General features: G+C 57.1%; 13 protein-coding genes. 9 read left to right on the top strand and 4 right to left on the bottom strand.

What is annotated here, in order from left to right:
- The first annotated feature begins 73 nt into the window (after positions 1 to 73).
- The 8 genes from mraY to ftsZ all read left to right on the top strand — a co-directional run bounded on the left by mraY (position 74) and on the right by ftsZ (position 10586).
- Positions 74 to 1294, top strand: a complete 1221-nt coding sequence (gene mraY, locus GO988_RS17065) for a phospho-N-acetylmuramoyl-pentapeptide-transferase (protein WP_157567762.1) — start codon at positions 74 to 76, stop codon at positions 1292 to 1294.
- A gap of 39 nt (positions 1295 to 1333) precedes the next feature.
- Positions 1334 to 2716, top strand: a complete 1383-nt coding sequence (gene murD, locus GO988_RS17060) for a UDP-N-acetylmuramoyl-L-alanine--D-glutamate ligase (RefSeq protein WP_317164905.1) — start codon at positions 1334 to 1336, stop codon at positions 2714 to 2716.
- A 19-nt stretch (positions 2717 to 2735) separates the two neighbouring features.
- Positions 2736 to 3935 carry an FtsW/RodA/SpoVE family cell cycle protein gene (locus GO988_RS17055; RefSeq protein WP_157567760.1) on the top strand — a complete coding sequence of 400 codons (1200 nt, stop codon included), beginning with the start codon at positions 2736 to 2738 and terminating at the stop codon, positions 3933 to 3935.
- Positions 3936 to 4001: 66 nt separating this feature from the next.
- Positions 4002 to 5090, top strand: coding sequence for an undecaprenyldiphospho-muramoylpentapeptide beta-N-acetylglucosaminyltransferase (gene murG / locus GO988_RS17050; protein ID WP_157567758.1), 1089 nt, complete (start codon positions 4002 to 4004; stop codon positions 5088 to 5090).
- Between the two features lie 52 nt (positions 5091 to 5142).
- Positions 5143 to 6531: a UDP-N-acetylmuramate--L-alanine ligase gene (gene murC, locus GO988_RS17045; protein ID WP_157567756.1), complete on the top strand. Its 1389-nt coding sequence runs from the start codon at positions 5143 to 5145 to the stop codon at positions 6529 to 6531.
- A gap of 168 nt (positions 6532 to 6699) precedes the next feature.
- Positions 6700 to 7458, top strand: a complete 759-nt coding sequence (locus tag GO988_RS17040) for a cell division protein FtsQ/DivIB (protein WP_157567754.1) — start codon at positions 6700 to 6702, stop codon at positions 7456 to 7458.
- 85 nt (positions 7459 to 7543) lie between these two features.
- Complete coding sequence (ftsA, locus tag GO988_RS17035; protein ID WP_157567752.1) at positions 7544 to 8956, top strand: cell division protein FtsA; 1413 nt, start codon at positions 7544 to 7546, stop codon at positions 8954 to 8956.
- A gap of 103 nt (positions 8957 to 9059) precedes the next feature.
- The gene (gene ftsZ, locus GO988_RS17030; RefSeq protein WP_157567750.1) at positions 9060 to 10586 is read left to right on the top strand and encodes a cell division protein FtsZ; all 1527 of its coding nucleotides are present in this window, start codon (positions 9060 to 9062) and stop codon (positions 10584 to 10586) included.
- Between the two features lie 143 nt (positions 10587 to 10729).
- Here the strand turns inward: ftsZ and GO988_RS17025 are convergent, their stop codons facing one another.
- The 4 genes from GO988_RS17025 to GO988_RS17010 form a co-directional block, all read right to left on the bottom strand.
- Positions 10730 to 12856, bottom strand: coding sequence for an ExeM/NucH family extracellular endonuclease (locus tag GO988_RS17025; RefSeq protein ID WP_157567748.1), 2127 nt, complete (start codon positions 12854 to 12856; stop codon positions 10730 to 10732).
- Positions 12857 to 13145: 289 nt separating this feature from the next.
- Positions 13146 to 14270 (bottom strand): cytochrome-c peroxidase, encoded by a 1125-nt coding sequence (locus GO988_RS17020; RefSeq protein WP_157567746.1) that lies wholly within the window; start codon positions 14268 to 14270, stop codon positions 13146 to 13148.
- Between the two features lie 111 nt (positions 14271 to 14381).
- Positions 14382 to 15497, bottom strand: coding sequence for a cytochrome-c peroxidase (locus GO988_RS17015; RefSeq protein WP_157567744.1), 1116 nt, complete (start codon positions 15495 to 15497; stop codon positions 14382 to 14384).
- Positions 15498 to 15508: 11 nt separating this feature from the next.
- Positions 15509 to 16288: an MbnP family protein gene (locus GO988_RS17010; RefSeq protein WP_157567742.1), complete on the bottom strand. Its 780-nt coding sequence runs from the start codon at positions 16286 to 16288 to the stop codon at positions 15509 to 15511.
- 297 nt (positions 16289 to 16585) lie between these two features.
- On the opposite strand from GO988_RS17010, the gene GO988_RS17005 reads away from it, so the two are divergent.
- On the top strand, positions 16586 to 16939 hold the full coding sequence (locus tag GO988_RS17005) for a hypothetical protein (protein ID WP_157567740.1): 354 nt from the start codon (positions 16586 to 16588) through the stop codon (positions 16937 to 16939).
- Positions 16940 to 17007 lie beyond the last annotated feature (68 nt).

Genomic DNA, 17007 nt, shown 5'->3' with positions numbered 1-17007 from the left:
TAGAAAGTATGAATTAGCTGCCGCCGAAGTCAAGTAATTCATAACGCCTAGTTTATAAGTCAGAATTCAGAAAATGCTTTATTACCTCTTTCGCTACCTGCACGAGCACTACCACCTTCCGGGCGCGGGTGTGTTTCAATACACAACCTTTCGCGCTGGGCTGGCCGTGGTAACCTCTTTGCTCATTGCCCAACTTTTTGGGGGTAAGCTTATTCACCTCTTGCAGCGCAAGCAGGTAGGCGAAACCATCCGCGACCTCGGCCTACAGGGCCAAAGCGAGAAGAAAGGCACGCCAACCATGGGTGGCCTCATTATTCTGTTCGCCATTTTAGTGCCGGTGCTGCTGTTTGCGCGGTTGCGCAATATCTACATTATCCTCATGCTGCTCAGCACCGTGTGGCTCGGCCTGATTGGTTTCCTGGATGACTACATCAAGGTTTTCCGCAAAAATAAAGAAGGCCTGAGCGGGCGGTTTAAAGTGCTGGGCCAGATTGGGTTGGGCCTGACTGTGGGTTGGGTATTATTCTACAGCAACGAAGTAACGGTGCGCGAATACCTGCTGCCCAACGGCCAGATTTCGGCTGTCGATGCCAGCAAGGTTTTCAGCGATGTGCACCTGATGATAACTACCGTGCCGTTCATGAAAAACAACGAGCTGAATTACGGCGACTTGTTTGCGCAGGCCGGCAACGTGTTCAAAGGGCTCTACGGCTTGCTCTACATCCCCATCGTCATTGTCATTATCACGGCCGTTAGCAACGGCGCCAATATTACCGATGGCCTCGACGGCCTGGCGGCAGGCACTTCGGCCATTATTGGTATTACGCTGGCCATTTTTGCCTTTGTTAGCGGCAACGCCTTACTGGCTGATTACCTGGATGTCATGTTTATTCCAGATTCTGGCGAGCTGGTTATTTTCTGTACCGCGTTTGTAGGAGCCTGCATTGGTTTTTTATGGTACAACTCCTATCCCGCGCAGGTATTTATGGGCGATACGGGTTCGCTGGCGTTAGGCGGCATTATCGCGGTGCTGGCGCTCATCGTGCGCAAAGAGCTGCTTATTCCGGTGTTGTGCGGCGTGTTTTTGATTGAGAACCTATCAGTTATCGTGCAGGTAAGCTGGTTTAAATACACCAAGCGCAAATACGGCGAAGGCCGCCGCCTGCTGCGCATGTCGCCGCTGCACCACCACTACCAGAAACTGGGCTACCACGAAAGCAAAATCGTGTCACGGTTCTGGATTGTGGGCATCATGCTGGCTGTTATTACCTTGGTTACCTTAAAGTTGCGCTAGGGTAGCGCCTGGCAATTCCCCTTTTATTCTTTTACCACTGTGCAAAAATTCGTTGTTATTCTAGGAGCCGCTGAAAGCGGGGTAGGAGCCGCGCTTTTGGCGCAGGCCAAAGGCTACACGGTATTCGTATCCGACCGCGCTCCCATTCAGCCAGCGTACAAAGAAAAATTGGCGAATGCCGGCATAGAATTCGAGGAAAACCAACATACGCTCGACCGAATTTTGCTCGCCGAACTGGTAATTAAGAGCCCCGGTATTCCAGAAAAAGCGGTGGTAATTAAGGCTCTGCGCGAAAAGGTTGTTTCGATTATATCCGAAATTGAATTTGCCAGCCGCTACACCAAAGCGCGGTTTGTAGCCATTACCGGTACCAACGGCAAAACCACGACCACGCTGCTTACTTATCATTTGCTGAAAGAAGCAGGTTTGAGCGTCGGCCTAGCAGGTAATATTGGTTACTCGCTCGCCGAGCAAGTAATTGAGGACAAGCATGCCTATTACGTGCTGGAGCTGAGCAGCTTCCAGCTAGATGATGTGCAGGATTTTCGCCCCTGGATAGCGTTGCTGCTCAATATTACTCCCGACCACCTCGACCGCTACGAGTACTCGCTGGAAAAATATGCGGAGGCCAAGCTGCGCATTGCGCAGAACCAGTCGCTGGATGATTACTTGATTTATAATGCGGATGATGACAACATTGGTCGCTTCCTGAAAACGGCTTTTATGACGGCATTTGTGCTGCCGTTTAGCCTGCACCACCGGCCCGATTACCATTTGGCTGGCTACTACGAAGACGATTGTACGCTGCGCGTGCACCTGCCCATCGAGGACCGGCATCCCGATAAGGTGAGCATTGAAAACTCGCCGCTTATCGGCCAGCATAACCACCAGAATATGGCGGCGGCTATTTTGGCGGCCCGCGTGGCCGGCGCCTCGCCAGCGCAGATTGAAGCTGCCCTCGCTACGTTCAAAAACGCCGACCACCGCCTGCAGCTAATTCGCGAACTGGATGAGGTGCAGTATATTGATGATAGCAAAGCCACAAATGTAGAAGCCGCTTGGTACGCGCTCGACGGCATTAAGCGCCCCATTGTGTGGATAGCTGGCGGCACCGACAAGGGCAACGACTACACCTCAATTGTGGAACTGGCCCAGCAAAAAGTGAAAGCTTTGGTGTGCTTGGGCGTCGATAATGCCAAGCTGCGGGCCACTTTCGAGGGGGTAGTGCCGCACCTCGAAGAAACCCAAAGCATGGCTGATGCAGTGCAGCGCGCCGCCGCCCTGGCCAGCCCGGGCGAAGTAGTGTTGCTATCGCCGTGCTGCGCCAGTTTCGACCTATTTAAGAATTATGAGGACCGGGGCCAGCAATTTGCGGCCGCCGCGTGGGCCCTACCCCCGTCCGAATCCGTGCCATCAGTTTAAGCTGCAAAACCTGCGATTTATGGAAGCTACTACCCGTCTTACTTGGCTGCAACGCAACCTCAAGGGCGACCCCATTTTATGGGCCATCGTAATTCTGTTTTCGCTCATCAGCATCGCAGTCGTGTACTCGGCTACCGGCACGCTGGCGTACCGCAATGAATTGCACGGCCGGGCCGGTTCGGCCGAGTTGATTGTGCTGAAGCACAGTAGCTTAATATTTCTAGGGTTGGGCCTAATGTGGCTGGCCCACCGCATCGATTACCGCCACTACTCGCGGTTGTCGCTCTACGCGCTGCTGCTGTCGGTGCCGCTGTTGCTGTTTACCTACGTGATGGGCGGCGAAACGAACGGTGCTTCGCGCTGGCTCACAATTCCAGTTATTAACCAAACGTTTCAGCCCTCCGACTTGGCCAAGCTAGCGCTGATTTCGCACTTGGCCAGCATGCTCAGCCGCCGCCAGCAGCACCTGCACGACTTCTGGAGCACGCTGTTTCCGGTGATGCTGTGGGTTGGGGTTATCTGCGGGCTTATTGTGTTGTCGAACGCGTCTACGGCGTTGCTGCTATTCCTTACCTGCTTGCTGCTCATGTTTATCGGCCGCGTGCCGCTCAAGCAAATGCTGGTCATGGTGCTCATCGGGGCTACTCTGGGGGGGGTAGGGCTGGTAGCGGGCCAGCGCTGGAAAACGGTGCAGTCGCGGATGGAAAGCTTTTCAAACCCCAATAAAAAGCCGGCTTTCCAACTCGAACACTCGTTCATCGCCATTGCCACCGGCGGCCTCACCGGCAAAGGCCCCGGCAAAAGCACCGAGCGCAATATTATGCCGCACCCGTATTCTGACTTTATCTACGCCATTATCATCGAAGAATATGGCATGATTGGCGGCTTGTTCGTGCTGTTTTTATACCTCGCTTTTTTATATCGAGGCTTAAAAACTGTCATGAATAGCCAGGGGGCTTTTGGCGGCCTTTTATCGGCGGGGCTAAGTTTTAGTCTGGTCTTGCAGGCGATGGTGAATATGGGGGTAGCCGTGGGCCTAGGCCCCGTTACGGGCCTACCCCTGCCCCTGCTGAGTATGGGGGGGACTTCTCTGGTATTCACTGGGCTGAGCATCGGGATTATTCTGGCCGTAAGCCGCGGCGAGCGCGAAACCCGCCCCATGGCCGGCGAGCCCGCCGACACGCCACGCATTCCGAGCAAGCGCGCGCAGTATGCGTAACACTTGCGGTCGTTGCAAACCTGTTAAAGCAATGGCAAACAAGCAAAATATTACGAAGTAAAAAGTATGAAATTCATCATCTCCGGTGGCGGTACGGGCGGGCATATTTTCCCGGCGGTGGCAATTGCCAACGAAATTCGGCGGCGCCTGCCCGACGCCGAAATTCTGTTTGTGGGCGCCAATGGCCGCATGGAGATGACGCGCGTACCCGAAGCTGGTTACACCATTGTAGGGTTGGATATTACGGGTTTGCAACGCCGCCTTACACCGCAGAATCTGATGTTTCCCGTGCGCGTATTCCGCTCGGTGCGCAAAGCAGGGAAATTAATTGAGCAGTTCCGCCCCGACGCCGTGGTGGGGGTAGGGGGCTACGCGTCGGCGCCAGTGCTACTAGCGGCCACCTCGCGAGGCATTCCAAGCTTAATTCAGGAGCAGAATTCCTACGCTGGCCTAGTGAATAAACTGCTAGCCCGCCGCGTGAGCAAAATATGCGTGGCTTATGAGGGCATGGAAAAGTTTTTCCCAGCCGACAGAATAGTGCTGACCGGCAACCCCGTGCGCACCGAAATTGCCCACGGCAGCCGGGCCGAAGCGCTGAAGTTTTTTAACCTTGACCCAGCGAAGAAAACATTGCTCGTGGTAGGCGGTAGCCTCGGCGCGCGCACGCTCAACCTGGCTACGGCCGCGGCCCTACCCCGCCTCCCCGAGGCCGGCGTGCAGCTGCTCTGGCAAACCGGAAAGCTGTATTTCCCCGAGGCACAACGGCAGGCAGCCCCTTATGCTACTGACAATTTACAAGCCCTGGAGTTTATCCGGCGCATGGACCTAGCCTATGCGGTGGCCGATGTGGTCATTAGCCGTGCGGGTGCCCTCTCGGTATCAGAGCTTTGCCTAACGGGCAAGGCTTCCATTTTGGTGCCTTCGCCCAACGTGGCCGAAGACCACCAGACGAAGAATGCGCTGGCTTTGGTGAGTAAAGGTGCCGCCGTGCTCATCACCGACGAGCACGCTGCCAGCCGGCTCTACGACGAGGCCCTGCGCCTGCTGGCCGACCCCGAGCGCCAGCAGCAACTCAGCCAACGCGTGCAGGAATTGGCGCATCCCGATGCCACCACCACCATTGTTGACGAGTTATTTAAGCTGATTGCGAAATAGAATGAAAAATTGAAAAGAACGTCATGCTCAACATGACGTTCTGAATTACAAGATGCAGCAATTCCCTTACATATTTTTTCTCGGTATTGGCGGCATTGGCATGTCGGCACTGGCGCGTTGGTTTAAAGCCAACGGCCACCAGGTCAGCGGTTATGATAAAACCGAAACGCCGCTTACCCAGGCGTTGCAAGCCGAGGGCATTGCCGTGCATTTTACGGACGCAGTAGCAAATATCCCGGCCGAAATCCGCGCTAATAAAGACCAGACGTTGGTGGTGCTCACGCCGGCCATTCCGGCTACCAGCCAAGAATGGCAGTGGCTGCGCGAGCAGGGCTACGACATTCGCAAGCGCAGCCAAGTGCTGGGCGTGCTCACGCAAGGCCGGCCAACAATTGCGGTGGCGGGCACCCACGGCAAAACCACTACCAGCAGCATGGTAGCGCATTTGCTGCACCACGCAGGCCTCGATATAGGGGCTTTCTTGGGCGGTATTTCGGTAAATCTAGGGTCGAATTTGTTGCTGCCGCGCAGTGCCGACGCGCCGGTAGTAGTAGAAGCTGACGAGTATGACCGCAGTTTCCTCACGCTGCATCCCGACGTGGCCATCGTCACCAGCACCGATGCCGACCACCTCGATATTTACGGCGACCAGCACGCACTAATTGATTCATTTTGCCAGTTCGTTAGCCAGCTAAAACCCGGTGGTACGCTGCTACTCAACCATACTGCCGATGCCCGCGTGGCGGCTGCCGTGCCCGCCGGCACGCGGGTGCTGCGCTACGGCCTAACGGCCGCCCAAGGACCCGATTTATTTGCGGATAATATTGCAGCCAGCGGCCATAAATTTACCTTTGACTTGCACGGTTCTGAGGGGGTAGTGCACGAATTGGAATTGGCGGTGCCGGGTTTTCACAACGTGGAAAACATGCTGGCGGCGGCAGCGGCGGCACAATTATTTGGGCTTACAAAAGCGCAACTAATTGAGGCTGTGGCGGCCTACCGCGGCGTGAAAAGGCGCTTCGAATTTGTCGTAACCGGCCCTACCCAGGTATACGTAGACGATTATGCGCATCATCCTCGCGAAATAGAAGCATTCCTGCGTTCGTTACGTGCTTTGTATCCGGAAAAAAGAGTGCGAGTTATTTTTCAACCGCATTTATTTACCCGCACCCGCGACTTTGCCGAGGAATTTTCAAGCAGCTTAAGCTTGGCTGACGAAGTGGTATTACTAGATATTTATCCAGCTCGGGAATTACCCTTGCCTGGTATTTCATCGGCTATGTTGCTAGCTGCCATTACTGCACCAGTTAAATCGTTGCAAACCAAAGCACAAGTATTGGAAAACGCGCAACTTAATCCTACTTTTGATATTCTGGCAACAGTAGGAGCGGGTGATATTGATGCGCTGGTACCGCAATTAAAAAGAATACTTAACCCGTAAAATTTAAAGCTCGAGTAATACTAGGTTTAGCAACGTTTGCGGGATAATTCTCGCACTAAAATTACTGGTAAATAGTGTTTGCAAGTTTACCTAAGAATAGCAATTGTCAGCTTAAATACTTTGATAATTAAGCCATAAAAAACGTAATTGCTTTAGTAAATAAATAGTATGGAAAAAAATGTCCGCAACTTACTCGTCGCCATTGCCTGCCTAATTGGGCTGGGCCTGATGGCTGCGTTTGCGGCATTGCGGCAGGCGCGCCGGCCAGTGCAGTCGATTGTGGTAAACATAGCCAACGAATTTGATAATTATTTTATCAGCGAGCGGGGCGTCACGGCTTTGCTTACGAATGGGGGTAAGGAACCAGTAATTGGAACGGTGCCCGAGGGCCCGCGCCTGCGCCAGCTAGAGGGCCGCCTAAAGGCGCACCCATTCGTGCGTGATGCGCAAGTATACCGCGACTTGGCGGGCAACCTGCACGCCGACATCCACCAGAATCGGCCCATTGCGCGCCTCGTGCACGCCGACGACCGCCTCGATACCTACGTCGACGCCGATGGCAACCGACTGCCGCTTTCGCCGCTTTACACGGCCCGAGTGGCCACGGTGAGCCGGGCCGGTGGCGGGGCTTTACCAAACCGCTTTTTTCAGGACAGTACCGGTCGTGGCTACCTCGATTTTTTGCGTTATGTCGACGAACATCCCTTCTGGCGGGCCCAAGTGGCCGAAGTATTCGTGGAGCCGGGCGGTAAGCTCAGCTTCACGCAGCAGGTAGGCGACCAACGTATAGAGTTCGGGCCACCGGAAGATATTTCTGGAAAATTCGCCAAATTGATGGTATTTTACCGTCAAATTCCTTCAGTTTTAGGATGGGATACGTACCATCGCGTAAACGTCGAATACCAAAATCAAATAATTTGCGAGTAGCAAGTACTTGTGAACCAAAGATTTAAATTTTACAAAATTAGCTAAGTAATTTAGCGTCTGCTCTTTCACCGCTCGCTCCGCACCCATGCAACAGGATAAAATCGTCGTCGGACTCGACATAGGTACCACTAAAATCTGCGCCTTGGTGGGGCGTAAAAACGAGTACGGCAAGCTCGAAATTTTGGGCATGGGCAAAGCTGTGTCGGAGGGGGTACAGCGCGGTATTGTCCTTAATATCGACAAAACGGTAGATGCCATTAAGCGTGCCATTCGGCAGGCGGAGGAGCAGTCGGGCATTGATATTGGGGTAGTGAACGTGGGCATTGCTGGGCAGCACATCAAATCGTTGCAGCACAACGGCTCCATTACGCGGCCCAGCGGCGACAATGAGATTACCCAAGACGACGTGAACCGCCTAACGGCCGACATGTACCGCTTGGTGACGCCGCCCGGCTCGCAGATTATCCACGTGATGCCCCAGGACTACAAAGTAGATTTTGAGGGTGGCGTAACTGACCCCGTGGGCATGGCCGGCGTGCGTTTGGAGGGTAACTTTCACATTATCACGGCGCAGAGCGCGGCGATTAACAACATTAACAAGTGCGTGACCAAGGCTGGCTTGGCCATTGCCGACCTTATTCTGGAGCCGCTGGCGTCGAGTGTATCGGTGCTGAGCGACGAGGAAAAAGAAGCTGGGGTAGCGCTGATTGACATTGGCGGCGGCACCACGGACTTGGCGGTGTTTAAGGATGGTATTATTCGCCACGCGGCGGTGCTGCCCTTTGGGGGCAACATCATCACGCAGGATATCAAGCAGGGCTGCAACGTGACGCCCAACCAGGCCGAGCAGTTGAAGGTAAAATTTGGTAAGGCGATTGCCGAAGAGGCTTCCGACTACGAAATTGTGAGCATTCCGGGCTTGCCAAACCGGCCGCCCAAGGAGGTGTCGCTCAAGAACTTGGCCTACATCATTGAGGCGCGTATGTCGGAGATTATCGAGCTGACCTACGCCGAAATTTACCGCATGGGCCTGCACGAGCACCTTTCGGCCGGCATCGTGCTGACGGGTGGTGGCTCGCAACTTCAGAACCTGGAGCAACTGACCGAGTACCTTACCGGCCTCGACACGCGCATTGGCTACCCCAACCAGCACTTGGGTAAGGGCAAAATCGAAGCCGTGAAGTCGCCGATGCACGCCACCGGCGTAGGCCTCGTGCTGGCTGGCTACCAGGCGCAAGAAGAGCGCAGCGTGGCTCGCCCCGGCTACGGCGAGGAGGAGACGCACAGCAACTACAGCTACCAGGCTACCCCCCCGGTGGCGGCCCCTGCTCCGGTTGCCGTGCCCAGCTTCACGGCACCGGCCGCCCCTACCCCTGCTCCCGTGCCCGAGGCTCCTAAGCCGCCCAAAGGCCCCAGCAAAGCAGTGGGTTTCTTGGGGGACATTACGCGCAAGCTAAAGGGGATTTTGATTGATGACTTTGACGATAAACAATATTAAAATTCAATTAGGAATGAGGAATGAGGAATTAAGAATTACGTGCGCCGCTCGCTTTCTTAATTTTTAATTCCTCATTCCTCATTCCTCATTCCTAATTGACATTATGAATTTTACCTTCGATATTCCTTCTCAGAATCGCTCCATCATTAAGGTGATTGGGGTAGGGGGCGGGGGCTCCAACGCCGTGAAGCACATGCACAAGCAGGGCATCAAGGATGTGGAGTTTATTATCTGCAACACCGACCGGCAGGCGCTGGAAAGCTCTACCGTGCCCAACAAGCTCCAGATTGGGGTAGACCTCACGGAGGGCCTCGGGGCGGGCGCCAAGCCCGAGCGGGGCCGCCAAGCTGCTATGGAATCGCGTGAGCAAATCCGCGATTTGCTGAGCAACGGTACTAAGATGCTGTTTATCACGGCGGGTATGGGCGGCGGCACGGGCACGGGCGCTGCGCCGGTTATTGCGCAAGTAGCGCAAGAGCTTAATATTCTGACGGTTGGTATCGTAACGGCGCCTTTCCTATTTGAAGGCAAAAAGAAGCGCGAGCAGGCCGAGCAGGGCATTAAAGAGCTAAGCGAGCACTGCGATACAGTGCTCGTAATTCTCAACGATAAGCTGCGCCAGCTTTATGGCAACCTTACGATGGGCCTAGCTTTCGCCAAGGCTGACACCGTGCTGACCACGGCCGCCAAGTCGATTGCCGAAATCATCACGGTAACCAGCGATGTAAACGTCGACTTTGAAGACGTGAAAACGGTGATGAAGGACTCGGGAGCTGCCGTAATGGGCAGTTCCATCACGGAGGGTGAAAACCGCGCCCGCCGCGCTGCCGAGGAGGCCCTAAACTCGCCCCTGCTGAACAACACCGATATCCAGGGTGCGCAGCGGATTCTGCTCAGCATCATGTCGGGCGACCAGGCCGAGCTGGAGATGGACGAGCTTTCGGAAATCACCGAGTACATCCAGGGGAAAGCGGGTGCCGACGCTGAGATGATTTTTGGCCACGGCATCGACGACTCGCTGGGCCAGAGCATCCGCGTGACGGTGATTGCCACGGGCTTTGCTCGGGAAGCGCACAACATCGGCGCCAACTCGCGCACCGAAGTAGTTTCTGAGCCAGTAGCTGCGGCTCCTACCCCCACACCCGAGCCGCAGCCGGTAGTTTTTGAAAAAGAGCGGCAGAGCCAGCCGGCTTCGATGGTGCCCAGCTTCACGGTGCCAGCGACTCCCGAGCCCGCCCGCGTAACGTTTGACCTCAACGGCCCGGCCGTATCCAACGGCCAAACGGGCTTGTCGGGTGCGCCCATTACGGCCCCCGGCGACCCCGTGCTGGTATCGAGCCAAGGGCAGGGTAGCCCCGCGCCTGCACCGCAGCCCCACGCACCGCGTCCGCGCCCAGCAGTGCTAGAGGCGCAGGCCGAAGAACGCCGCCGCCGCTTGCAGCAGCTGAGCCAAAACCAAGGCCTATCGCCTGAGGCGACCAACCACCTCGACACACCCGCTTACCTGCGCCGCGGCCAAAAGCTAGAGCCTGTAACGCCGAGCAGCGCGCAAAATATCTCGCGTTTTAACCTTTCGGATGACAACGAATTGCTAGGCGATAACCGCTTTCTGCACGACAACGTGGATTGAGTAGCTTGACTTTTATGCCAATCGAAAAAGCCCCACTTGGTAATCCAAGTGGGGCTTTTTCGATTGATAGGCAGGAGTTTTATGATTTCATAAGCTGCCCTACCCCCTGCGATAAGCCAGAGGGGGTAGGGCAGCAGCAGATGCTAGTCTTTTATCACGCGCTGGGTTTTGTTGAGTCCTTTTCCCTGTAAGCGCAGCAAGTAGATGCCCGGTGCCAGGTGCGCCGTGTAGCGGCCCAACTCGGTTTGCAGCATAGACACCGTGCCGGTAAGGCGCAGCAGCGGCTGGCCCTTTAGCAGGTAAAATTCCAATATAACTGGGCTCACGCCGGGCGGCACAACGCTGGCTAGGTGAAAAACGGCCGGGCCGGTAGCTGGGCTAGGATATACTAGCAAACGGTTGCCGCTGGTGCCAGTCGAGGAATTGGCAATGCCCAAAAACCGCACGCCAATCAGCACTGGGTCGTGGTCGGAAGAACGAAAGGGACTGTTAACGTCTGTGGCTTCGCCTGCTTGGTCAAACTCTAGAAAGGCCGGCTCGCCGGAGTTGATGTGCCATTTCTGCACGTCGATAAACCCTACCATGTTGGGGGTAATGATGCAGTGGTCGAGTGACCCTGTGAGGCCTTTAAACACGAACGAGGCGCTATTAGGGGGGGTAGCTGCCACTAGCCCGGCCGCCCGCAGAATGTCGATAGGGTCTTCCTCGTAGTTGGCGTTGTAGTCGCCGATGCAAATAATGCGACTGGCCCCTGCGGGCCGCACCGTTTGGTTGATAAACTTGACCAGGGCCTGAGCTTGGGCCCGGCGCCGGTCGTTGGAGCCGCCCTGGCCGTCGTTTTGGTCCGCATCGACGCCATTGCCGCTGGCTTTCGACTTGAAGTGGTTGACTACCAGGCCCAAGGTGTCGGGGCGCGCGTGGCGCTTGGTGGTGAAGAGCTGGGCCAATGGCGGCCGCTCAAATACGCCCGTTACGCTGGCTACTAGTGCCGGCCCGAGGGGCGCCACCGCCGCCGGCTTATAAATAATGGCGCAGTGAATAGCGTCGGTATTGTTGGGCTGCTGGGTGGCACCGCCATCGTTGATGAAGGCGTAGGTGCCTGCGCCCATAGCTTTGTTTAGGCCGTTCACGAGGTCTTGCAAAGCCGAATTGGGGCCGGTACCGTCGTTCTCCATCTCCATGAGGCCCACCACATCGGCATTCATCTGGGTGAGGGCAGCGATAATTTTGCTTCGCTGGCGGGCAAAGTCCACGGCCGTTTTGGCGCCGCGGGGGGTAGGAAAACCACCACCCTGCCCGTCGCCATTGAAGTAGTTGAGCACGTTGAAGCTGGCCAGCTTCACATCAAGCGCCCCGAAACTGGGCACGGCCGGCCGCACAACCCGAAAGACCGGCGCATCGGCTCCCGGCAGCGGTTGCACGCGCCACTGGTTGAAGCCATAGCCTAAGATGCCTCGCAGCTGCGCTATGGTGCTTCCTACGCGCACGGTGTGCAGCACGGGGTCGAGGTAAGGGATAGGTTTGGGGTTGGAAGCGGCGCTGCCATCATCTAGGATGATGACGTGGGCGAGGTTGGCCGCCTGGTAGGCGTTGACGGCCGCCGCGTTGCTGTTGCCAATAATGTGGGTGCCGGTGGCCGGCTCATCGTTGGGGTCCACGAACTGCGTGGGCTGAAACGGAGTGCCGCTGGTAGAAAGCTGCAACTCGCCGCGCTGCTTTAGGCTGTAGTTTTCGGCTACCGTGAGCGGCGCTGAAAACTGCACCCGCATTCCTTCATAAGGCTCGAGTAGTGAGCTGTTGAAGGTACTGTTAGTTAAGATGGTAAAGGGGGGTAGCGAGGCATTGCTAGCTACTACTTTGATAGTAGGTGTCGTGAGCACAGCCTGATTGAAAGAGGGTTGCTCGGCGCTTTCCAGCACCGTGCCCGTTACCTGCACTTTATCGCCTACCTGTACTGTGGCGGCGGGCTGCGCCACAAATAGCGCATCTGAGGTGGCGGGGTTGCCATCGGTAGCATTGGCCGCTTCCTGCACGTAAAAGCCGCCCGGATTCAAGCCGGGATAAACGCCCGTGACGATGCCCTCAATGGTATAGGTGCCGGGCGTAGCCGCCGCCCCGGTGCCCTGGATAGTGCCAATGTGCGTGACGGTTGGGGGGGCCTGAGCCGCTGCGGGATGCCCCGCCGCCAGAGCCACTGCGAGCAGAGCAGTGGGTAAAAAGCGCAGAAGGTGGGGGTGGGAGACGGCGTAACGAGCGTGCAGATAGACCATTTTTTAGGAGAAAATTTCCAGGGAGAGCCAGTTTAGCAGCTCAGCACCTTCGCAACGGGCGGCACTTGGCAAGCCCATAAGTCAGATTGAAAGAGCCATCAATCGAACAATAGCAACATTGCGTAGGATTATCGATGGAGATACGCAAAAGAAGCGACTGCAGATTCCCCAGCTTGATTTAAGCAAGCACTTTGGGCGGGAAGGCAGTTGCGCTCGGCTTATGCAGCGGATAACTTCCTAAGCCAACCTGTGGGTTAAGAGTATTAATTGGAGCATTTGCCGACTCTGGCTAAAAAGGATTCGAAAACCGCTTATCCGCGATGAACGTCGAATCGGTCAGCGTTTTCAGGAAGGCGATTACCTGCTTTTTTTCGGTGGCCGTGAGGTCCATGTGGGTGCCGAAAGGCGGGTCGTTGATGCCTTCAATCAGGTTATTATCGAGGCCGGGACTAGCCATTTGTACGTGGTCGGAGTAGTGGTCGAGTACTTCCTCCAAGGTCTTGAAGCGGCCATCGTGCATGTAGGGCGCCGTGAGCGTGATGTTGCGCAGGGTAGGGGCAATGAACTTGCCCTTGTCTACGGCCACGCCCGTGACGCCGCTGCGGCCAGGGTCGGCAAAAGTCAGGTCGAGGCCGTTGTTAAAGAATTTGCCTTCGTAATTTGACGACATCAGCGGCTGGGTATGGCAATGGAAGCACTCGGCCCCGCGCACCTTGCCCGGCGAAATATGGGTGGTGTACAGCTGCAAGCCCGCTACCTCATCGGCAGTAAAGCCCTGGCGGGTAGCCATGTACTTGTCGTAGCGCGAGCTGCCCGAAATCAGCGTGCGCTCGAACTGCGCCAGGGCTTTCAGCGCCAGCTCATTGGTGATGGTGCTGGTGCCAAACGCCGCCAGAAACAGCGGAGGGTAGAGCTTGGTCGCCTGCAATTTGGCCACGCCCACCGTAAGAGGCTGGTGCAACTCAATTGAATTTTCGAGGGGTTTGAGTGCCTGCGTTTCGAGCGTAGTGAAGGCACCGTCCCAAGTTAGTTGGCTGCTCCAGAGCACATTGGTGAGCGACATAGTGCCGCGCGGGTTGGCCACGCCGTCGACGCCCACCGCAAAGGCTAGGCCATCGGTAAATGCCTTGCTCTGCTGGTGGCACGAGCCGCAGGCCATGGTGCCAGTGCTCGACAGTGCTTTCTCGTAAAACAGCATGCGGCCCAGTGCTACCCCCTCGTTGGTCAGCGGGTTGTCGGCCGGAATAACGGGGGTAGGGAAGCCCGCCGGCACGGCCAGCGCGTAGGCGGTAGGCGCAGTGGGGGTAGGCGTTTCCTCGCCGCTCCCGCCGCCTTTGCTACAGCTCGCCGCGCCCAGCGCCACCACGCCCAGCAGCACGCCCAAGTAAGAAACGACAGTAGCTCGTAGTGGCATAGCGCGGGGGTAGGGAAAGAAGGGCAAAAGGTACGGCCGCGTCGACAACGACGAAGCCAGGGCAGTTAGTTTCGGCGGTGGCTAGCCAGCTGGTTGCGAAGAGCCAGCTGGTTATTTAGGTGCCCTAAAAGCGGTGGCCAGCCCAGGCGGTTGGGGCGGTGCTAGCTGCGGGTTTGCTAGAAAGGCGCTATCAGTCAAGGTATTTAAAAAGGTAAGTAAATCAACCTGTTGCTGTGCCGAAAGGACAATGCCTAGCCGCCCGCTCGGCTGGCGCAGCAGCGGGTCGAGGGTAGGGGAGGGCTGCACGCCGTGGGCATAGTGGGCCAGCACCTGCGGCAGGGTAGCAAAGCGGCCGTCGTGCATGTAGGGTGCCGTGCGGGCCACATTGCGCAGGCTGGGCACCTTAAAGCGGCCCGCGTCGGTGGGGTGACTAGTAATGTGTGCCCGGCCCGAATCGTGCGGAAACGCGCGGTCGAGGCCGTTGTTGCGAAAGCTCTCGTCGGTAAATAAATCGGTGGCGTGGCAGCCCGCGCACTTAACCACGAACAGCGCCCGGCCGCGCAGCTCGGGCGCGGTAAGGGTTCCGCCGGCCTCGTGGCGCACGTAGTGGTCGTAGCGCGAGTTGGCCGACGTAAGGGCTGCCGTGAACTGCGCCAGCGCCCGCAAAAACTGCGGCGTATCAATCTCTCGGGGCCCGTAGATGGCGGCAAATTGCCGGCGGTAGTCTGGGTCGGCGTTGAGCTTGGCTAGAGCCGTGGCGAGCGGCGTATTCATTTCTACGGCGCTTGTGAGGGGGGCCAGCGCTTGCAATTCCAGCCCCAGCACGCCGCCATCGGCCATGAAGCCGCGACGCCAGCGCATGTTTTGCAGGGTAGGGGCGTTGCGCGTGCTGAGGCGGTGCCCTACCCCCACGGCCAGCGCTTGGCCATCGGTGAAAGCGCGACTTTGCTGGTGGCACGAGCCGCACGACACCGTGCCGCTGCTCGATAGCCGGGTATCGTAAAACAATTGCCGGCCCAGCGCAAACGTAGCGGCGTTGGGCTGGTTTTTGGCCAGCTCGTACACCATTTTTGGGAAGTTGGCGGGCTGCGCGGTGCCCGGCACGGCCGCTTGGGCGGTGGGGCGGCCAGGCTCGCAACTACTAGCTCCGAGCAGGGCTACCCCGGCCCAAACCAGCGCCGCCTGCTGCCAATACACCTGGCTCCCTATCAGCCTCCTGAAATGCACAGCGCCCGTACTTAGTTAGCCGCTACTTGCTTGACGGTGAACATGCCCGCCGCGTAGTTATTTGCTACCTGCACCGATGCCGCGCTGGGCGCCATGGCCGTTGGGAAGGTACTGAGCGCGATGGGGGTAGGGCCATCAAATATTTTCAATACGTTGGCCGCTAAGCGGATAGTAGGCGCGTGGTTGGCTTGCACGGGCAGCGTAGCCCCGCCCAGCGAAGGACTCGCCGTGACGATGGCGTTGTACGGGGCGCGGTAGCCGCCAATGTGGCAAGTCAGGGCCTTGGCCGGGTTCGTCGATGTCACGGTGCCTTCTAGCTTCAGGAAAATATGGCCGGTAGCCCACACCCAATACATGTTATTAGCCGGGTTGAGGTCGCCGGCTAGGGCCAGCGGGTCGCCCTTGGTCGTGGTCGAGTCCACGCCTACCACGAAGCTTACGCCCGTGTAGTTGCCAACGGGTACGTTGCTGACCGTGAAGCTGGTAGAGCTAGGCTTAGCCGCATCTACCAAATGATATTCGCCGGGCGCGGCGTACGTGCTACCGTCGGCTTTGCTGAATTTGATATTAGAGAGGTAGTACTTCAGGGTCGTTACCGTGAAGGTTTCGCCACTAGCGGTGGCATACGCCGTGCCGTCGAGGGCCACGTCTTTGGCGCCCACCATATTTTCCACTTCAAAAGCCACGGTGCCCACGGTAGGCTCGCTGCTATCCCCATCTTTTTTGCAGCCGCTAAGTACAGCGGTAGTGAGCAGGGCAACTGCCAGCGCGGAAAAAATACGGTTTTTCATGGGGCAAAAAAGCTTAGGGAAGAACTGTGGCGGCGCCAGATACCCGGCAGGCTGTTTATCAACGAACTACGAGGGACTTTGCCTCACACCAGGCGGGCGCTGAAAGTTCATAAGCTACCAGCACGAAATATGTTGGCAAGAGTCCTAAAGTAGATTAAAAATAACATCTCGACCTGTGAATAGGATGAACGCTCGCCGGCTCCGAAAAAAGGAGATAGGTACAACTAAGCGCTCGCCGACCCTACTTTTGCGCTGGCTTAGTCCCAGCCCCGCCGCGTGAAATCCTGTTTTGCCTATTTGCTTGTTGCCCTCGTGCTGCTGCAAACCTTTAGCCGCGAGCTACTGGTGGTGGATTTCACGTTCAACCAGGCTACCATTACGGCGCGCTTTTGCGTGAACAAGGCCCGGCCCCAACTGCACTGCGACGGCAAGTGCTACTTCGCCAAAAAGCTGAAGCAGCAGGAGGAGCGCGAAAGCAAATCGGCCGGCCCGCTCAAGGAACGCCTGGAGATGTTGGCCGCGCCCTTCGGCAACTGGCAGCCGCAGCCTACCCCCCTCCTGGTGAGGGAGGCGCCGCGCTACGCCCGCCTGGTGCCGGGGAGCTATGCCGCGCCGCGCCGCGCCCTGCTGCAACCGCCCGCGGGCTGCTAAACAACCGCCGATTGGGGAGTTGCCGGCCGGCTGGCTAGTGTACGTTGGCGTGCGCTGGCAGCTATTTG

Origin of the sequence: Hymenobacter ginkgonis (assembly GCF_009755225.1) — a bacterium.
Taxonomy (GTDB): Bacteria; Bacteroidota; Bacteroidia; order Cytophagales; family Hymenobacteraceae; genus Hymenobacter; species Hymenobacter ginkgonis.
Note: the sequence above shows the minus strand (reverse complement) of the source record. Positions and strands in the feature narration are given on the sequence as shown.